This is a genomic window from Phenylobacterium composti DSM 19425, from assembly GCF_059568645.1.
The window spans coordinates 401250-415211 of the sequence record NZ_JCANTT010000011.1 but is presented as its reverse complement, the minus strand read 5'-3'; the positions used below and the strand labels follow the sequence as shown (position 1 = coordinate 415211).

General features: G+C 71.4%; 16 protein-coding genes. 9 read left to right on the top strand and 7 right to left on the bottom strand.

What is annotated here, in order from left to right; all coding sequences use genetic code 11:
* The 3 genes from BO64_RS04980 to BO64_RS04970 form a co-directional block, all read right to left on the bottom strand.
* Complete coding sequence (locus tag BO64_RS04980) at positions 1-1650, bottom strand: MFS transporter (protein WP_496402170.1); 1650 nt, start codon at positions 1648-1650, stop codon at positions 1-3.
* A 98-nt stretch (positions 1651-1748) separates the two neighbouring features.
* Complete coding sequence (gene bfr / locus BO64_RS04975) at positions 1749-2234, bottom strand: bacterioferritin (RefSeq protein ID WP_496402169.1); 486 nt, start codon at positions 2232-2234, stop codon at positions 1749-1751.
* Between the two features lie 164 nt (positions 2235-2398).
* On the bottom strand, positions 2399-2584 hold the full coding sequence (locus BO64_RS04970) for a (2Fe-2S)-binding protein (protein ID WP_496402168.1): 186 nt from the start codon (positions 2582-2584) through the stop codon (positions 2399-2401).
* 160 nt (positions 2585-2744) lie between these two features.
* On the opposite strand from BO64_RS04970, the gene BO64_RS04965 reads away from it, so the two are divergent.
* The 3 genes from BO64_RS04965 to thiE all read left to right on the top strand — a co-directional run bounded on the left by BO64_RS04965 (position 2745) and on the right by thiE (position 5964).
* Positions 2745-4148, top strand: coding sequence for a cytochrome ubiquinol oxidase subunit I (locus tag BO64_RS04965; protein ID WP_496402167.1), 1404 nt, complete (start codon positions 2745-2747; stop codon positions 4146-4148).
* A complete protein-coding gene (gene cydB, locus BO64_RS04960; protein WP_496402166.1) occupies positions 4145-5170 on the top strand; it encodes a cytochrome d ubiquinol oxidase subunit II in 1026 nt (341 codons plus the stop codon). Before BO64_RS04965 ends, cydB begins: the two co-directional genes overlap by 4 nt.
* Before the next feature lie 143 nt (positions 5171-5313).
* Positions 5314-5964 (top strand): thiamine phosphate synthase, encoded by a 651-nt coding sequence (thiE, locus tag BO64_RS04955; RefSeq protein ID WP_496402165.1) that lies wholly within the window; start codon positions 5314-5316, stop codon positions 5962-5964.
* Here thiE and BO64_RS04950 read toward each other — a convergent pair.
* Positions 5961-6374: a GFA family protein gene (locus BO64_RS04950; RefSeq protein WP_496402164.1), complete on the bottom strand. Its 414-nt coding sequence runs from the start codon at positions 6372-6374 to the stop codon at positions 5961-5963. The two genes, thiE and BO64_RS04950, sit on opposite strands and share 4 nt — an antisense overlap.
* A gap of 130 nt (positions 6375-6504) precedes the next feature.
* On the opposite strand from BO64_RS04950, the gene BO64_RS04945 reads away from it, so the two are divergent.
* Together BO64_RS04945 and BO64_RS04940 are read left to right on the top strand one after the other, a co-directional pair.
* Positions 6505-7305, top strand: coding sequence for an inositol monophosphatase family protein (locus tag BO64_RS04945; protein ID WP_496402163.1), 801 nt, complete (start codon positions 6505-6507; stop codon positions 7303-7305).
* 31 nt (positions 7306-7336) lie between these two features.
* On the top strand, positions 7337-8353 hold the full coding sequence (locus tag BO64_RS04940; protein WP_496402162.1) for a glycerophosphodiester phosphodiesterase family protein: 1017 nt from the start codon (positions 7337-7339) through the stop codon (positions 8351-8353).
* On the opposite strand, the gene BO64_RS04935 is transcribed toward BO64_RS04940, so the two are convergent.
* Entirely contained in the window at positions 8350-10197 is a 1848-nt protein-coding gene (locus tag BO64_RS04935) for an ABC transporter transmembrane domain-containing protein (protein WP_496402161.1), read from the bottom strand. The genes BO64_RS04940 and BO64_RS04935 overlap by 4 nt on opposite strands.
* A gap of 144 nt (positions 10198-10341) precedes the next feature.
* On the opposite strand from BO64_RS04935, the gene rpmE reads away from it, so the two are divergent.
* The 3 genes from rpmE to BO64_RS04920 all read left to right on the top strand — a co-directional run bounded on the left by rpmE (position 10342) and on the right by BO64_RS04920 (position 12006).
* The gene (rpmE, locus tag BO64_RS04930; protein WP_496402160.1) at positions 10342-10566 is read left to right on the top strand and encodes a 50S ribosomal protein L31; all 225 of its coding nucleotides are present in this window, start codon (positions 10342-10344) and stop codon (positions 10564-10566) included.
* A 142-nt stretch (positions 10567-10708) separates the two neighbouring features.
* The gene (gene tauD, locus BO64_RS04925; protein ID WP_496402159.1) at positions 10709-11590 is read left to right on the top strand and encodes a taurine dioxygenase; all 882 of its coding nucleotides are present in this window, start codon (positions 10709-10711) and stop codon (positions 11588-11590) included.
* A 5-nt stretch (positions 11591-11595) separates the two neighbouring features.
* Positions 11596-12006 carry a DUF1801 domain-containing protein gene (locus tag BO64_RS04920; protein ID WP_496402158.1) on the top strand — a complete coding sequence of 137 codons (411 nt, stop codon included), beginning with the start codon at positions 11596-11598 and terminating at the stop codon, positions 12004-12006.
* Between the two features lie 15 nt (positions 12007-12021).
* Here the strand turns inward: BO64_RS04920 and rcdA are convergent, their stop codons facing one another.
* Both rcdA and BO64_RS04910 read right to left on the bottom strand, forming a co-directional pair.
* Positions 12022-12561, bottom strand: a complete 540-nt coding sequence (gene rcdA / locus BO64_RS04915; protein ID WP_496402157.1) for a protease adaptor protein RcdA — start codon at positions 12559-12561, stop codon at positions 12022-12024.
* 117 nt (positions 12562-12678) lie between these two features.
* The gene (locus tag BO64_RS04910; RefSeq protein ID WP_496402156.1) at positions 12679-12882 is read right to left on the bottom strand and encodes a DUF1192 domain-containing protein; all 204 of its coding nucleotides are present in this window, start codon (positions 12880-12882) and stop codon (positions 12679-12681) included.
* A 97-nt stretch (positions 12883-12979) separates the two neighbouring features.
* Here BO64_RS04910 and BO64_RS04905 point away from each other — a divergent pair, with 97 nt between their 5' ends.
* Entirely contained in the window at positions 12980-13942 is a 963-nt protein-coding gene (locus BO64_RS04905) for an NAD(P)H-quinone oxidoreductase (protein ID WP_496402455.1), read from the top strand.
* The last annotated feature ends 20 nt before the right edge of the window (positions 13943-13962 follow it).

The following is a 13962-nucleotide window of genomic DNA, read 5'->3' as shown; positions in this document are numbered from 1 at the left end:
TCAGGCCTCGATGGCGTTCCCCTTCATCTCCTTCACGAACAGCACGCCGACCACGAAGGTCACGGCCGCCACGGCGATCGGATACCAGAGGCCGAAGTAGATGTTGCCCGTGGCCGCCACCATGGCGAAGGCCGTGGTGGGCAGGAAGCCGCCGAGCCAGCCGTTGCCCAGGTGATAGGGCAGCGACATGGAGGTGTAGCGGATCCGCGCCGGGAACATCTCCACCAGGGCCGCGGCGATGGGGCCGTAGACCATGGTCACGTACAGCACCAGGAGCCACAGCAGGGCCACCACCGCGGGCGTGTTCACCCGGGCCGGGTCGGCCTTGGCCGGATAGCCGGCGGCCTTGAGGTGCTCGACGAGCTCGGCGGTCCAGGCCTTCTTGCGGGCCTCGAACTCGGCCTTGGGCAGGGCGCGGCCATCGAAACTCTCCAGGACGTCGCCGCCGATGTGGACGGCCGCCCGGGCGCCCGCCGGCGCCGCCTGGTTCACATAGGAGACCCCGGCGTTGGCCAGGGCCGACTTGGCCACGTCGCACGAGCTGGTGAAGGCGGTCTTGCCCACGGGGTCGAACTGGAAGGCGCAGTCGGCCGGGTCGGCCACCACGGTGACCGGGGCCGCAGCGGCGGCGGCGGCGAGCTGCGGATTGGCGGCGGCGGTGATCCCCTTGAAGATCGGGAAGTAGGTGAGCGCCGCCAGCAGGCAGCCGGCGAGGATGATCGGCTTGCGCCCCACCTTGTCCGACAGCCAGCCGAAGACGATGAAGAACGGGGTCGCCAGGGCCAGGGCGATGGCCACCAGGGTGTTGGCCTGGGCCCCGTCCACCTTCAGCGTCCGCTCCAGGAAGAACAGGGCGTAGAACTGGCCGGTGTACCAGACCACCGCCTGGCCGGCCGTGAGGCCCACCAGGGCCAGGAGGATGAGCTTGAGGTTGCTCCACTGGCCGAAGCTCTCGGCCAGGGGCTTCTTGGCCGTCTTCCCCTCGTCGACCATCTTCTGGAAGACTGGGCTCTCGTTGAGCCGCAGGCGGATCCAGAGGGAGACGCCCAGGAGCAGGATCGAGACCAGGAACGGGATGCGCCAGCCCCAGGCGCGGAAGGTCTCCTCGCCGAGCTGGGTGCGGACCAGGAGGATGACCACCAGGCTGAGGAACAGGCCCGCGGTGGCGGTGATCTGGATCCAGCTGGTGTAGAGGCCGCGCTTGCCCGGCGGGGCGTGCTCGGCGACGTAGGTGGCCGCCCCGCCGTACTCGCCGCCGAGGGCCAGGCCCTGCACGAGGCGCATGACGATCAGCAGGATCGGCGCGGCCACGCCGATGGCGTCATAGCCGGGCAGCAGGCCGACCACGAAGGTGGACAGGCCCATCAGCAGCATGGTGACGAGGAAGGTGTTCTTGCGGCCCCAGAGGTCCCCCAGGCGGCCGAACACCACCGCCCCGAACGGTCGGACGGCGAAGCCCGCGGCGAACGCCAGCAGGGCGAAGATGTAGCCCGTGACCTCGTTCACCCCGGAGAAGAAATGGGCGGTGATGAAGCCAGCGAGGGAGCCGTAGAGGTAGAAGTCGTACCACTCGAAGACGGTGCCCACGGACGCGCCCGCGATCACCATGGTGCTGCCGCCCCTCGCCGGAGCCGCCTCCGTCGACGCCATCAAAGCCCTCCCGGATTCTCGTTCTTTGCGAGGACCGTAGGGCGGGGCGGGTCAGGCTGGCAACGGGCCTGTGGCCAGGCCGCCAGCCCGGGCCGGGGTCAGTCCTTCTCGCCGAACTCGCCGGCGGCGCGCTGCAGGTAGTTCTGCTCGCCGAGGCTCTTCAGCAGGGACAGCTCGGTCTCGAGGAAGTCGATGTGCTCCTCGGTGTCGTCGAGGATCTCCTTGAGCACCTCGCGGGAGATGTAGTCGCCGGTCTCCTCGCAGAGCTTGATGCCCTCGATCTGGGCCGCGCGGCCGCGCACCTCGACGCCCAGGTCAGCGGCCAGGCACTCGCCCACGGTCTCGCCGATGGACAGCTTGTGCAGGTCCTGCAGGTTGGGCAGGCCGTCGAGGAAGAGGATGCGCTTGATGAGCTTGTCGGCGTGCTTCATCTCGCCGATGGACTCTTCGTAGGTGATCTTGCCCAGCCGGGCGAAGCCCCAGTTCTCGTACATCCGGGCATGCAGATAGTACTGGTTGATCGCCGTCAGCTCGTTGGTGAGCACCGCGTTCAAGAGCCGGATGATCGCCTTGTCGCCTTGCATCGCCGTGCCTTTCGTCCAGATCAGCGTCAGATATTGAGCACGGGGATGCCTGCGCCGGGGCGCAAGGTCAAAGGCTATTGCTGCAAGTGATTTTCGCTAGCCGGGAAATCTGCGGATTTCCCTGAGAATGACTTTCGGTTGCTGAAAAACCCCGGCCGCGCGGCCTACTCGGCGGCGTATTTCAGCGCCTCGCGTTCCTCGTCGAGCATCCGGCGCATGTCGCAGACGCAGCGGGCGCACCGGGCGGTGGAATCACAGGCCCTGAAGATCTGGGCCGGGCGACTGGCGCCCGCCGCGATGGCGGCGCGCACGTCCCGTTCGCGGATGCCGTTGCAGTTGCAGACGTACATGGGGCGTGAAGGCTCCTGGCCGATCCGGTTCCGATCTAGTCCGTTGAGAACGCCTTTGCAAGTCATTCGCAACTTCCCCTAATGCGGCTGCGCGTCGCACCGTTGCAGTGCTATACTGGCGTTCGGCGCCGCCGCCGGCCCGATGCGATCGGAGACCGCCATGGACTGGGATGCCCTCCTGCTGTCGCGGCTGCAGTTCGCCTTCACCATCGCGTTCCACATCATCTTCCCCAGCTTCACCATCGGCCTGGCGAGCTTCCTCGCCGTGCTGGAGGGGCTGTGGCTGGCGACCCGGCGCGAGGCCTTCAAGACGCTCTACCTGTTCTGGGTGAAGATCTTCGCCCTCTCGTTCGGCATGGGCGTCGTCTCCGGGGTGGTGATGAGCTACCAGCTCGGCACCAACTGGAGCGTCTTCTCCACCGTGGCCTCGCCGGTGATCGGCCCGCTGCTGGCCTTCGAGGTGCTGACCGCCTTCTTCCTCGAGGCGAGCTTCCTGGGGGTGATGCTGTTCGGCTGGCGCAAGGTGGGGCCGAGGCTGCACTTCACCGCCACGGCGATGGTGGCCGTGGGCACGCTGATCTCGGCCTTCTGGATCATCTCGGCCAATTCCTGGATGCAGCATCCCACCGGCTTCGAGCGGCTGCCGGACGGGGCCCTGCGGGCCGCCGACTGGTGGGCGGTGATCTTCTCGCCCACCTTCCCCGAGCGCTTCGCCCACATGGTGCTGGGGGCCTATCTGACCACCGCCCTGGTGGTGGGCGCGGCCTCGGCCTGGCGGCTGCTGCGGGCGTCGGACGAGCCGGAATCGCGCATCGCCCTGCGCATGGCCATCGGCATGTTCGCCCTGGTCGCGCCCCTGCAGCTGGTGGTGGGCGACCTGTCGGGCAAGGAGGTGCTGCGGGTGCAGCCGGCCAAGCTGGCGGCCATCGAGGCCTTCTGGGAGACCCGGACCGACCAGGCCTTCCACGTGGCCGCCTGGCCCGACCGGGCGGCGGAGAAGAACCTGTGGGAGCTCTCCATCCCCCGTCTGGGCAGCTGGATCACCGCCGGGGACAGCGCCGCCGAGGTCAAGGGCCTGAAGGCCTTCGCGCCCGAGGACCGGCCGCCGGTGGCCATCGTCTTCTGGGCCTTCCGGGTGATGGTGGGCCTGGGCCTGGCCATGATCGCCCTGGGCGCCTGGGGCGTCTGGCTGATCTGGCGCACCAGGGGCCCCGAGCATGTGCGGCCGTTCCTGTGGGCCAGCGTCGCCATGGGGCCGGCGGGCTTCGTGGCGGTGGTGTCAGGCTGGATCGTCGCCGAGGTCGGCCGCCAGCCCTATGTGGTCTATGGCGTGCTGCGCACCGCCGACGCCGTCTCGCCCGTGGGCGCGGGCTCGGTCTCGGCCTCGCTGCTGGCCTTCCTGGTGGTGTACGCCATCGTGTTCAGCGTGGGGGCGCTCTACATCCTGCGGCTGATGGCCCTGGGGCCGCGACCGCCCGAGGCGCTGGACACCGAACCGCCGCTGAAGCCCCGCCCGCCGGGGTACGCCCTGGGGGCGGCCCCTGATCCGGAGTCGCGCGCATGACCCTCGACCTGCCGCTGATCTGGGCCGGGATCATCGCCCTGGGCGTCCTGATGTACGTCCTGCTGGACGGCTTCGACCTGGGGGTCGGCATCCTCTTCCCCTTCGCGGGCTCCCCCGCCGAGCGCGACGTGATGATGGACAGCGTCGCCCCTGTCTGGGACGGCAACGAGACCTGGCTGGTGCTGGGCGGCGGGGGCCTGTTCGCCGCCTTCCCGGCCGCCTACGGCGCCCTGATGCCGGCGCTCTACATCCCCATCCTGCTGATGCTGATGGCCCTGATCCTGCGGGGCGTGGCCTTCGAGTTCCGGCTGCGCGGCCGGCGCCGGGGCAAGCGCTTCTGGACCGCCGCCTTCGCCTTCGGCTCGATCACCGCCACCCTGGCGCAGGGGCTGGTGCTGGGGGGCTTCATCCAGGGGGTGACCACCCGGGACGGGCAGTTCGCGGGCGGCGCCTTCGACTGGCTGACGCCCTACAGCCTCCTGGTGGCCGTGGGGCTGGTGGCCGGCTACGCCCTGCTGGGGGCGACTTGGCTGATCTGGAAGACCGACGACGAGCTGCACGGCCGGGCCCGCCGCTGGGCCTGGCGGGCGGCGGGGGCGACGGCGGGGCTGCTGGCGGCGGTGAGCCTCGCCACCCTCTTCGTCCACCCGCGCATCGCCCGCCGCTGGGGCTTCGAGGCGGGCGCCGTCGACTTCGGAGAGCTGCTGATGCTGGCGCCGATCCCGCTGCTGGGGCTGGCGGGCCTGGCGGCCATCGTCATCGGCCTGCGCCGCCGCTCGCACGGCTGGCCGTTCCTGGGCGCCTTCGGGGTGTTCCTGTCGGGCTACCTGGGCCTGGCGGTGAGCTTCTTCCCCAACATCGTGCCCTACGACATGACCTATCGGCAGGCGGCCTCGGCGGAGAACGCCCTGGGCCTGATGCTGGCGGGGGTGGTGATCCTGCTGCCGGCGATCCTCGGCTACACGGCCTGGGTCTACTGGGTGTTCCGGGGCAAGGTCAGCGCCGATGCCGGCTATCATTGAGCCGCCGCCTGAGCCGGGCGCGCCGCCGGGACCCCTATGGCGACGATTGGCGTGGTTCGCCGGCCTCGCCGCGGGCGGGACCCTGGCCACCGCCGCCCTGGCCTACGCCTTGAAAGCGCTGCTCAGATGAGGTCTAGGGCGGCATGACCCTTCCGCTCTGCCGTCTCTATCTGATCACCCCGCCCCGCCTGGACGACCTGGCCGGCTTCGGGCGGAGCCTCGCCCACGCCCTGGACGCCGGGGACGTCGCCGCCCTGCAGATCCGGCTGAAGGACCAGCCCGACGAGGTGATCGCCGCCGCGGTGGGCGCCCTGCTGCCCGTCGCCGCCGCCCGGGACGTGGCGGTGATCCTGAACGACCGGCCGGACCTCGCCGCCCGGCTGGGCTGCGACGGGGTGCATGTCGGCCAGGACGACGCCCCCTACGCCGAGGCCCGCCGGCTGATGGGCCGCGACCGGATCGTCGGCGTCACCTGTCACGACAGCCGGCACCTGGCCATGGAGGCCGCCGAGGCCGGGGCCGACTATGTGGCCTTCGGGGCCTTCTTCCCCACCGCCACCAAGGAGGCCAAGACCCGGGCCGACCCCGAGATCCTGACCATCTGGCAGGAGACCATGGAGACGCCCTGCGTGGCGATCGGCGGGATCACGGTGGACACCGCGCGGGAGCTCGCCCGGGCCGGGGCCGACTTCCTGGCCGTCTCGGCCGGGGTGTGGAGCCATGCTGACGGCCCGGCCGCCGCCGTCACCGCCTTCAACCGCGAAATCGAGGCGGGGGTCGCCGAGCGCGGCTAGTTCGGCCCCTTTGGATATTCCCGGACGCCCTCGGCCACGCGCACCGAGGGGTGGCGATGCTCGGTCCAGATGATCCGCTCGGGGCCGGGCAGTTCGGGATCGGCGATGCAGCCGCCCGCCACCGCCACCACGCCCGGCCGGGCGTCGGCCCGCCACCAGACGGTGGAGCCGCAGGTGGGGCAGAAGCTGTAGTCCAGGCCGTTGCCGCTCTCGGCGGTGCGCCGCCAGACCCGCGCCTCGCCCCGGCGCTCGATCACCTGGTCCTCGTCGAAGAAGACCGTCACGCCCACGAAGGCGCCCGTCCGCTTCTGGCAGGCCTCGCAGCAGCAACTCGACACCTTTCTGGGCGCCCGGGCCAGCCGGATCGAGAGCTGGCCGCACGCGCAGCCGGCGTTCCAAACCTTGTCCATAGAGCTCTCCAGCCTCGTTCTCGGGATCGCCACGTTGGCGCGCGGCGCTTCACCTCTATAAGGCATGCTTTGCCGCAGGATGAGGGTCCGCCTTGCCTTGCCGCACCCCGGCCACTAGGTTCCGCCGCCCATGATCGCCCAATCGGCCCTTCTGAAAGTAATGAGCGACGCCGCGCGCAAAGCCGCGCGCGGGCTCAATCGCGACTTCGGCGAAATCGCGGAGCTGCAGGTCGCCAAGAAGGCGCCGGCCGACTTCGTCTCCGCCGCCGACCTTCGGGCCGAACAGGTGCTGTTCGAGGCCCTGACCAAGGCCCGCCCCGGCTACTCCTTCTGGGGCGAGGAGCGCGGCATGGTCGAGGGCACGGACAAGACCCACACCTGGATCGTCGACCCGCTGGACGGCACGACGAACTTCCTGCACGCCATCCCGCACTTCGCCATCAACATCGCCCTGGAGCGCGAGGGCGCGGGCATCGTGGCGGCGGTGACCTACAACCCCGCCACCAACGAGCTGTTCTGGGCCGAGAAGGGCAAGGGCTGCTACGTCAACGACAAGCGCCTGCGCGTGGCCGCCCGGCAGCGGCTGGACGAGTCGGTGCTGGCCACCGGCATCCCGTTCCTGGGCCACGGCCAGCACGCCCGGTTCCTGAAGGAACTGCACCAGATCACCCAGCGGGTGGCCGGCGTGCGCCGCTTCGGCTCGGCGGCCCTGGATCTCGCCTGGGTCGCGGCCGGCCGCTACGACGGCTACTGGGAACGGGACCTGAAGCCCTGGGACCTGGCGGCCGGGATCCTGATGGTCGCCGAGGCGGGCGGGAAGGTGACCGACGCCGAGGGCGGCCAGGACATGCTGAAGGCCGGCTCCATCGTCGCCGGCAACCTGGACATCCATCCGCTGCTGCTGGAGCGGCTGCAGGCCGCCGCGAAGTAGCGGCGGTCCGCGAAACGGCTAAGCTGGCGGAATGATCACCCGCCGCACGCTCGCCGCCCTGCCCTTGATCGCCGCCGGCGTCCCTGCCCTCGCCCGCGCCCCCGAGCCGCCGAAGGGGCGGCCCATCGTCATCGCCCATCGCGGGGCCAGCGGCGAGCGGCCCGAGCACACCCTGATGGCCTATGAACTGGCCATCGCCCAGGGCGCCGACTTCATCGAGCCCGACCTTGTGCCAACCCGGGACGGCCATCTGGTGGCCCGGCACGAGAACGAGATCAGCGGCACGACCGACGTGGCCGCCCGTCCCGAGTTCGCCGACCGCAGGACGACCAAGGTCATCGACGGCCAGCAGGTGACGGGCTGGTTCACCGAGGACTTCACCCTCGCCGAGCTGAAGACCCTGCGCGCCCGGGAGCGGCTGCCGCAGCTGCGGCCCGGCAATGCGCAGTTCGACGACCGGGCGATGATTCCCACCTTCGAGGAGGTGATCGCCCTCGCCCAGGTCCGGGGCGTGGGCATCTATCCCGAAATGAAACACCCCACCTATTTCGCCGGCCTGGGGCTGGCGCTGGAGGGACGGGTGGCGGCGGCGCTGAAGGCGGCGGACCTCGACAGCCCCACGGCCGAGGTCTTCGTCCAGTGCTTCGAGCCGGAGCCGCTGAAGACCTTCGGCGAGTTGTCCAGGGTCCGGCGGGTGATGCTGGTGGCCCAGGGGCCGGCGCCGGTGGACGTGACCAGCGAGGCGGGCGTGCGGACCGTGGCCGCCTTCGCCGAGGGCCTGGGGCCGGAGTGGCCGCTGGTGGCGCCGACCACCGACGGGCGGCTGAACCCGCCGACGCCGCTGGTGGGCTGGGCCCACGCGGCGGGGCTTGCGGTGCATCCCTGGACGGTGCGGGCCGAGAACATCTTCCTGCCCAAGGCCCTGCAGGGGCCGGGCGGCCCGGCGGACCACGGCGACGCCACGGCCCTGCTGAAGGCGCTCTATGCGGCGGGGGTGGACGGGGTGTTCAGCGACTTCCCCGCCCTGGCCGTACAGGCCCGCGACTAGGCGGCCTGGCCGAACTGAAGGGCCGCGAGGCGGGCGTAGAGGCCCTTGCGCGCCACCAGCTCCGCATGGGTCCCGTCCTCGACCACCCGGCCCTCGTCCATGACCACGATGCGGTCGGCCTTGAGGACGGTGGCCAGGCGGTGGGCGATCACCAGGGTGGTGTGGCCCTTCATGGCCTCGTCCAGGGCGTTCTGGACCAGCTGCTCGTTCTCGGCGTCGAGGGCGCTGGTGGCCTCGTCGAGGAGCAGGATCGGCGCCTCGCGCACCAGCGCCCGGGCGATGGCCAGGCGCTGGCGCTGGCCGCCCGACAGGCTGCGGGCGCGCTCGCCCACGGGGGTGTCGTAGCCCTCAGGCAGGGCGGCGAGGAAGGCGTCGGCGTGGGCGGCGGCGATGGCGGCGCGGACCTGCTCGTCCGAGGCCTCGGGACGGCCGAAGCGGACATTCTCCATGGCCGAGCCTGAGAACAGCGGGGCCTCCTGGGCCACCAGGGCCATGCGGCTGCGGACCGCGGCCGGATCGGCGTCGCGCAGGTCCACCCCGTCGAGGCGCACCCGCCCCTGGTCGGGATCGTAGAAGCGCAGCAGCAGGCGGAAGACGGTGCTCTTGCCCGCCCCCGAGGGGCCGACCAGGGCCACCCGCTCGCCGCGGCGGACATGCAGGGTGAAACCGCGCAGGGCCGGCAGGTCGTCACGGCCGGGATAGGCGAAGGTGACGTCCTCGAAGGCGACCTCGCCCCGGGGCGGCTCGGGCAGGGCCCGGGGCTGCGGCGGGGCGGCGACGCCGGGCCGGGCGTCCAGCAGCTCGCCCACCCGCTCCATGGCGCCGGCGGCCTTCTGGACATCGCCCCAGGTCTCGCCGAGGGCGCCGACGGAGCCCGCGGCCATCACCGAGAGGAAGGCGAACTGGAAGAGGGCGCCCCAGCTCATCTCCCCGCGCAGGCCCGCATGGACGCCCAGCCAGAACACCCCGACGATGCCGCCGAACACCAGGGCGATGACCATGGCCGTCATGATCGCCCGGGCGGTCATCCGGCGCACGGAAAGGCGGAAGGCCTGCTCCACCGCCGCGCCGAAGGTCTCGGCCGCCGCCCGCTCGCGCCCGAAGGCCTGCACCGTCTCCAGGGCGTCGAGGCTTTCGCCCGCATGGCCGACGGCGCCGGCGAAGCGGTCCTGGGTGGTGGCGGTGAGCCGGCGCACCCGGCGGCCGAACAGGAACAGGGGCGCCAGCACCACGGGGAAGGACAGCAGCACCAGGCCGGTCAGCTTGGGGCTGACGATCAGCAGCAGGATGAGGGCGCCGATCAGGGTGAGCAGGTTGCGCAGGGCCACCGAGATCGAGGTGGCCAGCAGGCTCTCGACGATGGCGATGTCGGTGGTCAGGCGGGACAGCACCTCGCCCGTGCGGGTCTTCAGGAAGAAGGCCGGGTCGAGGGTGAGGATGTGGGCGTAGGCCGCCTTGCGCAGGTCGGCCACCACCCGCTCGCCGAGCTTGGTGACGAAGAAGTAGCGGAGGGCCGAGGCCAGGGCCAAGGCCAGGGCCACGGCGCCGATCAGCAGGAACCAGCGGTCCACCGGCGCGCCGGTGGTCTGGGCCGTGGGCAGATGGTCGACCAGCAGCCGGATGGCCCCCGACATGCCGAGGGTGGCGCTGGTGGAGGCCAGGAGGAAGACGCCCGACAGGCTGGCGTCGCCCCAGTGGCGGGCGATGAAGGGGGCAAGGCGGCGCAGGGCGGCCACGTTGCGGCTGCGCCCGCGGCGATCGGCCGCCTCGGCCAGGCCCTGCGCAAGCGTCTGGCCCGCGCTCGGACGCCCCGGCGCGGAGGGTTCGGATCTGGCCTCACTCACCGGCGATACTCGTCACGATCGGCGCCCTTGAGCCACACACCTTGCAATCCGTCCGGGGTTTCTCTATACGCCCGGCTTCCTTTTGGCCGCCCTCGCCGGCGGCCGCTCCAATTTGGCCGCTCCTTTACGTCAGGCGCCGACGCGATGAAACAAGACATCCACCCCGACTACCACTTCATCACCGTGGTGATGACGGACGGCACGACCTACAAGACCCGCTCGACCCTCGGCAAGGAGGACGACACCCTGAACCTGGACATCGACCCGAAGACCCATCCGGCGTGGACGGGCGGCGGTCACCAGCTTCTCGACCGCGGCGGTCGCGTGTCGCGGTTCAACGCCAAGTTCGGCGCCTTCACGCGCAAGTAGGCCGCGCCGTCAGGCACGAGTTTCCGGCGCCGCAGGGAGACCTGCGGCGCTTTTCGTTTGGCCGAAATGGTCCCGCGGACGGGCAAAGACCGCTGTTCGCCGATGCACTTTCGCGCAAGGATGCCGTCCAGAGGACGGAGCCATGCCGAAGATGCAGATCCGGGAACTGACCCCCACCATCGGCGCCGTGGTCGAGGGCGTCGACCTCGCCCAGGCGGCGGGCGACGACGAGCTGATCGCGCAGATCCGCGCGGCGCTGCTGAAGCACCAGGTGCTGTTCTTCGAGGACCAGCACCTGACCCCGGTGCAGCACCGGGATTTCGCCGCCCGGTTCGGGCCGCTGCACACCCATCCGCTCTATCCCGGCGTGCCCGAGGCGCCCGAGCTGTTCGTGCTCGACAACCACAAGGACAATCCCACCGACAACGACAGCTGGCACACCGACGTCACCTTCATCGAGACGCCGCCCATGGCCTCGATCCTCTACGCCAGGCTGCTGCCGCCCTCGGGGGGCGATACGATCTGGTCGAACATGAAGGCGGCCTATGAGGCCCTGTCGCCGGCCTTCCGCGAGTTTCTCTGCGGGCTGGACGCCGTCCACGACTTCGCGCGGGGCTTCCCGGCCCGGGGGATCGTGGCCCGCAGCGCCGGGGAGGACCGCCACGCCAGGGCCGCCCAGGAGCACCCGCCGGTGCTGCATCCGGTGGTGCGCACCCACCCCGAGACCGGCGAGGACGGGCTGTTCGTGAACTTCGGCTTCACCGAGCGGATCAAGGGGCTGCGGCGCAAGGAGAGCGACGCGATCCTGGGCATGCTGTTCGAACACATCCAGAAGCCCGAGTTCCTGGTTCGCTGGCGCTGGACGCCCAACTCGGTGGCCTTCTGGGACAACCGGGTGACCCAGCACTATGCGGTGAACGACTACCTGCCGCACCGGCGGATCATGAACCGGGCCACGGTGCTGGGCGACCGGCCCTACCACCGCTCGCGGCCGCCGGCCGAGCTGAAGACGGCGGCGCAGTAGCGGCCATGGCGGACGGGCCGAAGCTGCTCGCGGGCGGCAATCCGCAGATCCCCAAGGGCTACGGCGAGGCGCCCGTCCAGGCCTATATCGCCGCCATGCCCGGCTGGACCCAGGCGGTGGGCGCGGCCATCGACGCCGTGGTCAGCGAGACTGTCCCCGGCGTACGCAAGGCGGTGAAGTGGAACTCGCCCCTCTATGGCGCGCCGGGGCGGGAGGACTGGTTCCTCAGCCTCCATGTCTTCGCGAGGTATGTGAAGGTGGCCTTCTTCAACGGCGCCGGGCTCGCCCCGCCGCCGCCGGTGGGCTCCAAGCATCCCCGGACCCGCTACCTGCATGTGGACGCCGCCGGCCTGGACGCGGACCAGTTCGCGGCCTGGGTGCGGCAGGCGGCGGCCCTGCCCGGCGAGAGGATGTAGGGGCCGGGGCCGCCGTCAGGCGCCGAAGGCGCTCTTCAGGCGGTCGAGGTGGCTGAGGACGGCGTTGGCCGGGGCCGGGGCGTCGGCGGCCTCCACATACATGCGCCGGTCGAGGTGGCGGACCCGCTCGTAGAGCCGCTCGGCCCGCTCGAGCAGGGACAGGAGCGGGGCGGGCAGCTCCTCGGCGCCCTCGCTGGGCTCACGGCCCTGCTCCTCGGCCAGACGGTAGCGGTCCTCGCAGGCGGCGCTGGGGGACATGTCGCCCTCGCGGACGGCCCGCTGGACCAGCAGCCAGGAGGCCACCTGCATCAGGCAGGTGGTGAGGCGCATGCTCTCCGAGGCGTAGGCCAGGGCGGCGTTGCGCGAGAGGAGCTTGGCCTCCTGGCGGCCCGCGCCGTCCAGATAGGCGGCGGTCTCCTCGACCAGCTCCATGCCTTCCTGGAAGGTGCGTTCGAACAGCTCCGAGCGGGCGAAGTCCCGGATCACGGCGGCGCGCCAGGGCATCGGCTCCTGCGGGGCGGCGGACGATCCATCCAGGGCGGTCGGTTCGGGCATCGTCTCTGTTCAGCTCTTCCGCGCGCCGGTTTCCGGATCTGGCACGCTATTGATCTGTTTACCCTGTTTCCTGCAACCGCCGTGCCACGGGGCCGGTCGCGGCCTGTGGGCGCAGGGTCAGGCCTTGGGCGCGAACAGGGCGTCGGCTGCGGCCCGGCCGGCGCGCTTGCGGTCGAGCTGGCCCTGGACGCGGGCGATCTCGGCCCGCAGCACCTCGATCCGCTCCTCCAGTTCGCCGACGCTGTAGAGCTCGAGGTCCTCGCGGACCGCCTCGGCGAGCCGCTGGCCCCGGCCGATCCGAACGTCTGCAGGCTCGTCCACGGCCTGTAACCTCCTTCCGGTCCCCCGCTACGGGCGCTATCAGACCGCGCAAAGGGCCGGCGCGCAAGTTTGGGAGCACAGGATGGACTCCGCCGAGATGACCGTCATCGCGATCGAGGGCGGCAAGGGCCCGGCCTCGGCGCTCAAGGCCGTGCGGGCGCCGATTCCGACCCCCAGGGACGGCGAGGTGCTGATCCGGGTGCGGGCGGCGGGGGTGAACCGGCCCGACGTCGTCCAGCGCAACGGCTTCTATCCGCCGCCGCCGGGCGCCCCCGACACCCTGGGCCTGGAAGTGGCGGGCGAGGTGGTCACGGGCGCGGGACGCTGGCGCCCGGGCGACAAGGTATGCGCCCTGCTGGGCGGCGGCGGCTATGCGGAATACGCCGTGTGCGACGCGCGCCACGCCCTGCCGATCCCCGGGGACCTGTCGTTCGAACAGGCGGCCGGCCTGCCCGAGACGGTGTTCACGGTCTACGCCAATGTGTTCGAGCATGGGGGCCTGCAGGCCGGGGAGACCCTGCTGCTGCACGGGGCGACGTCGGGCATCGGGACGACGGCCATCCAGATGGCCAAGGCCGCGGGCGCCAAGGTGATCGCCACGGCACGCGGGGCCGACAAGGCCAGGGCGGCCCTCGCCCTGGGCGCCGACGTGGCCGTGGACGCCACGACCGAGGACTTCGCCGAGGCCGCCAAGGCCGCCGGCGGCGCCGACGTGGTGCTGGACATGGTGGGCGGCGACTATTTCGCGAAGAACCTGGACGCCCTGAAGACCGGCGGGCGCATCGTCTACATCGCCGCCCAGGCGGGCGGGGAGATCACCGCGCCGGTGTTCCGGATCATGCAGAAGCGGGCCGTGATCACCGGCTCGACCCTGCGCCCCCGGGACGCCGACGAGAAGGCGCGGCTGGCGGCCGAGGTGGAGCGGGTGGTCTGGCCCTGGATCGCCGCCGGCAAGGTGACGCCGCAGCTCGACCGCACCTTCCCCCTGGCCGAGGCGGCCGCGGCCCACGCCCACCTGGAGGGCGGGGCGCATGTGGGCAAGGTGATCCTGACGGCGTAGGGGCGGGCCGGCGAGCCCCC

Excerpts from the sequence above, each read along its gene's own strand:
- BO64_RS04980 (WP_496402170.1), bottom strand. The coding sequence starts at position 1,650 with ATGGCGTCGACGGAGGCGGCTCCGGCGAGGGGCGGCAGCACCATGGTG.
- bfr (WP_496402169.1), bottom strand. The coding sequence starts at position 2,234 with ATGCAAGGCGACAAGGCGATCATCCGGCTCTTGAACGCGGTGCTCACC.
- BO64_RS04970 (WP_496402168.1), bottom strand. The coding sequence starts at position 2,584 with ATGTACGTCTGCAACTGCAACGGCATCCGCGAACGGGACGTGCGCGCC.
- BO64_RS04965 (WP_496402167.1), top strand. The coding sequence starts at position 2,745 with ATGGACTGGGATGCCCTCCTGCTGTCGCGGCTGCAGTTCGCCTTCACC.
- cydB (WP_496402166.1), top strand. The coding sequence starts at position 4,145 with ATGACCCTCGACCTGCCGCTGATCTGGGCCGGGATCATCGCCCTGGGC.
- thiE (WP_496402165.1), top strand. The coding sequence starts at position 5,314 with ATGACCCTTCCGCTCTGCCGTCTCTATCTGATCACCCCGCCCCGCCTG.
- BO64_RS04950 (WP_496402164.1), bottom strand. The coding sequence starts at position 6,374 with ATGGACAAGGTTTGGAACGCCGGCTGCGCGTGCGGCCAGCTCTCGATC.
- BO64_RS04945 (WP_496402163.1), top strand. The coding sequence starts at position 6,505 with ATGATCGCCCAATCGGCCCTTCTGAAAGTAATGAGCGACGCCGCGCGC.
- BO64_RS04940 (WP_496402162.1), top strand. The coding sequence starts at position 7,337 with ATGATCACCCGCCGCACGCTCGCCGCCCTGCCCTTGATCGCCGCCGGC.
- rpmE (WP_496402160.1), top strand. The coding sequence starts at position 10,342 with ATGAAACAAGACATCCACCCCGACTACCACTTCATCACCGTGGTGATG.
- tauD (WP_496402159.1), top strand. The coding sequence starts at position 10,709 with ATGCCGAAGATGCAGATCCGGGAACTGACCCCCACCATCGGCGCCGTG.
- BO64_RS04920 (WP_496402158.1), top strand. The coding sequence starts at position 11,596 with ATGGCGGACGGGCCGAAGCTGCTCGCGGGCGGCAATCCGCAGATCCCC.
- rcdA (WP_496402157.1), bottom strand. The coding sequence starts at position 12,561 with ATGCCCGAACCGACCGCCCTGGATGGATCGTCCGCCGCCCCGCAGGAG.
- BO64_RS04905 (WP_496402455.1), top strand. The coding sequence starts at position 12,980 with ATGACCGTCATCGCGATCGAGGGCGGCAAGGGCCCGGCCTCGGCGCTC.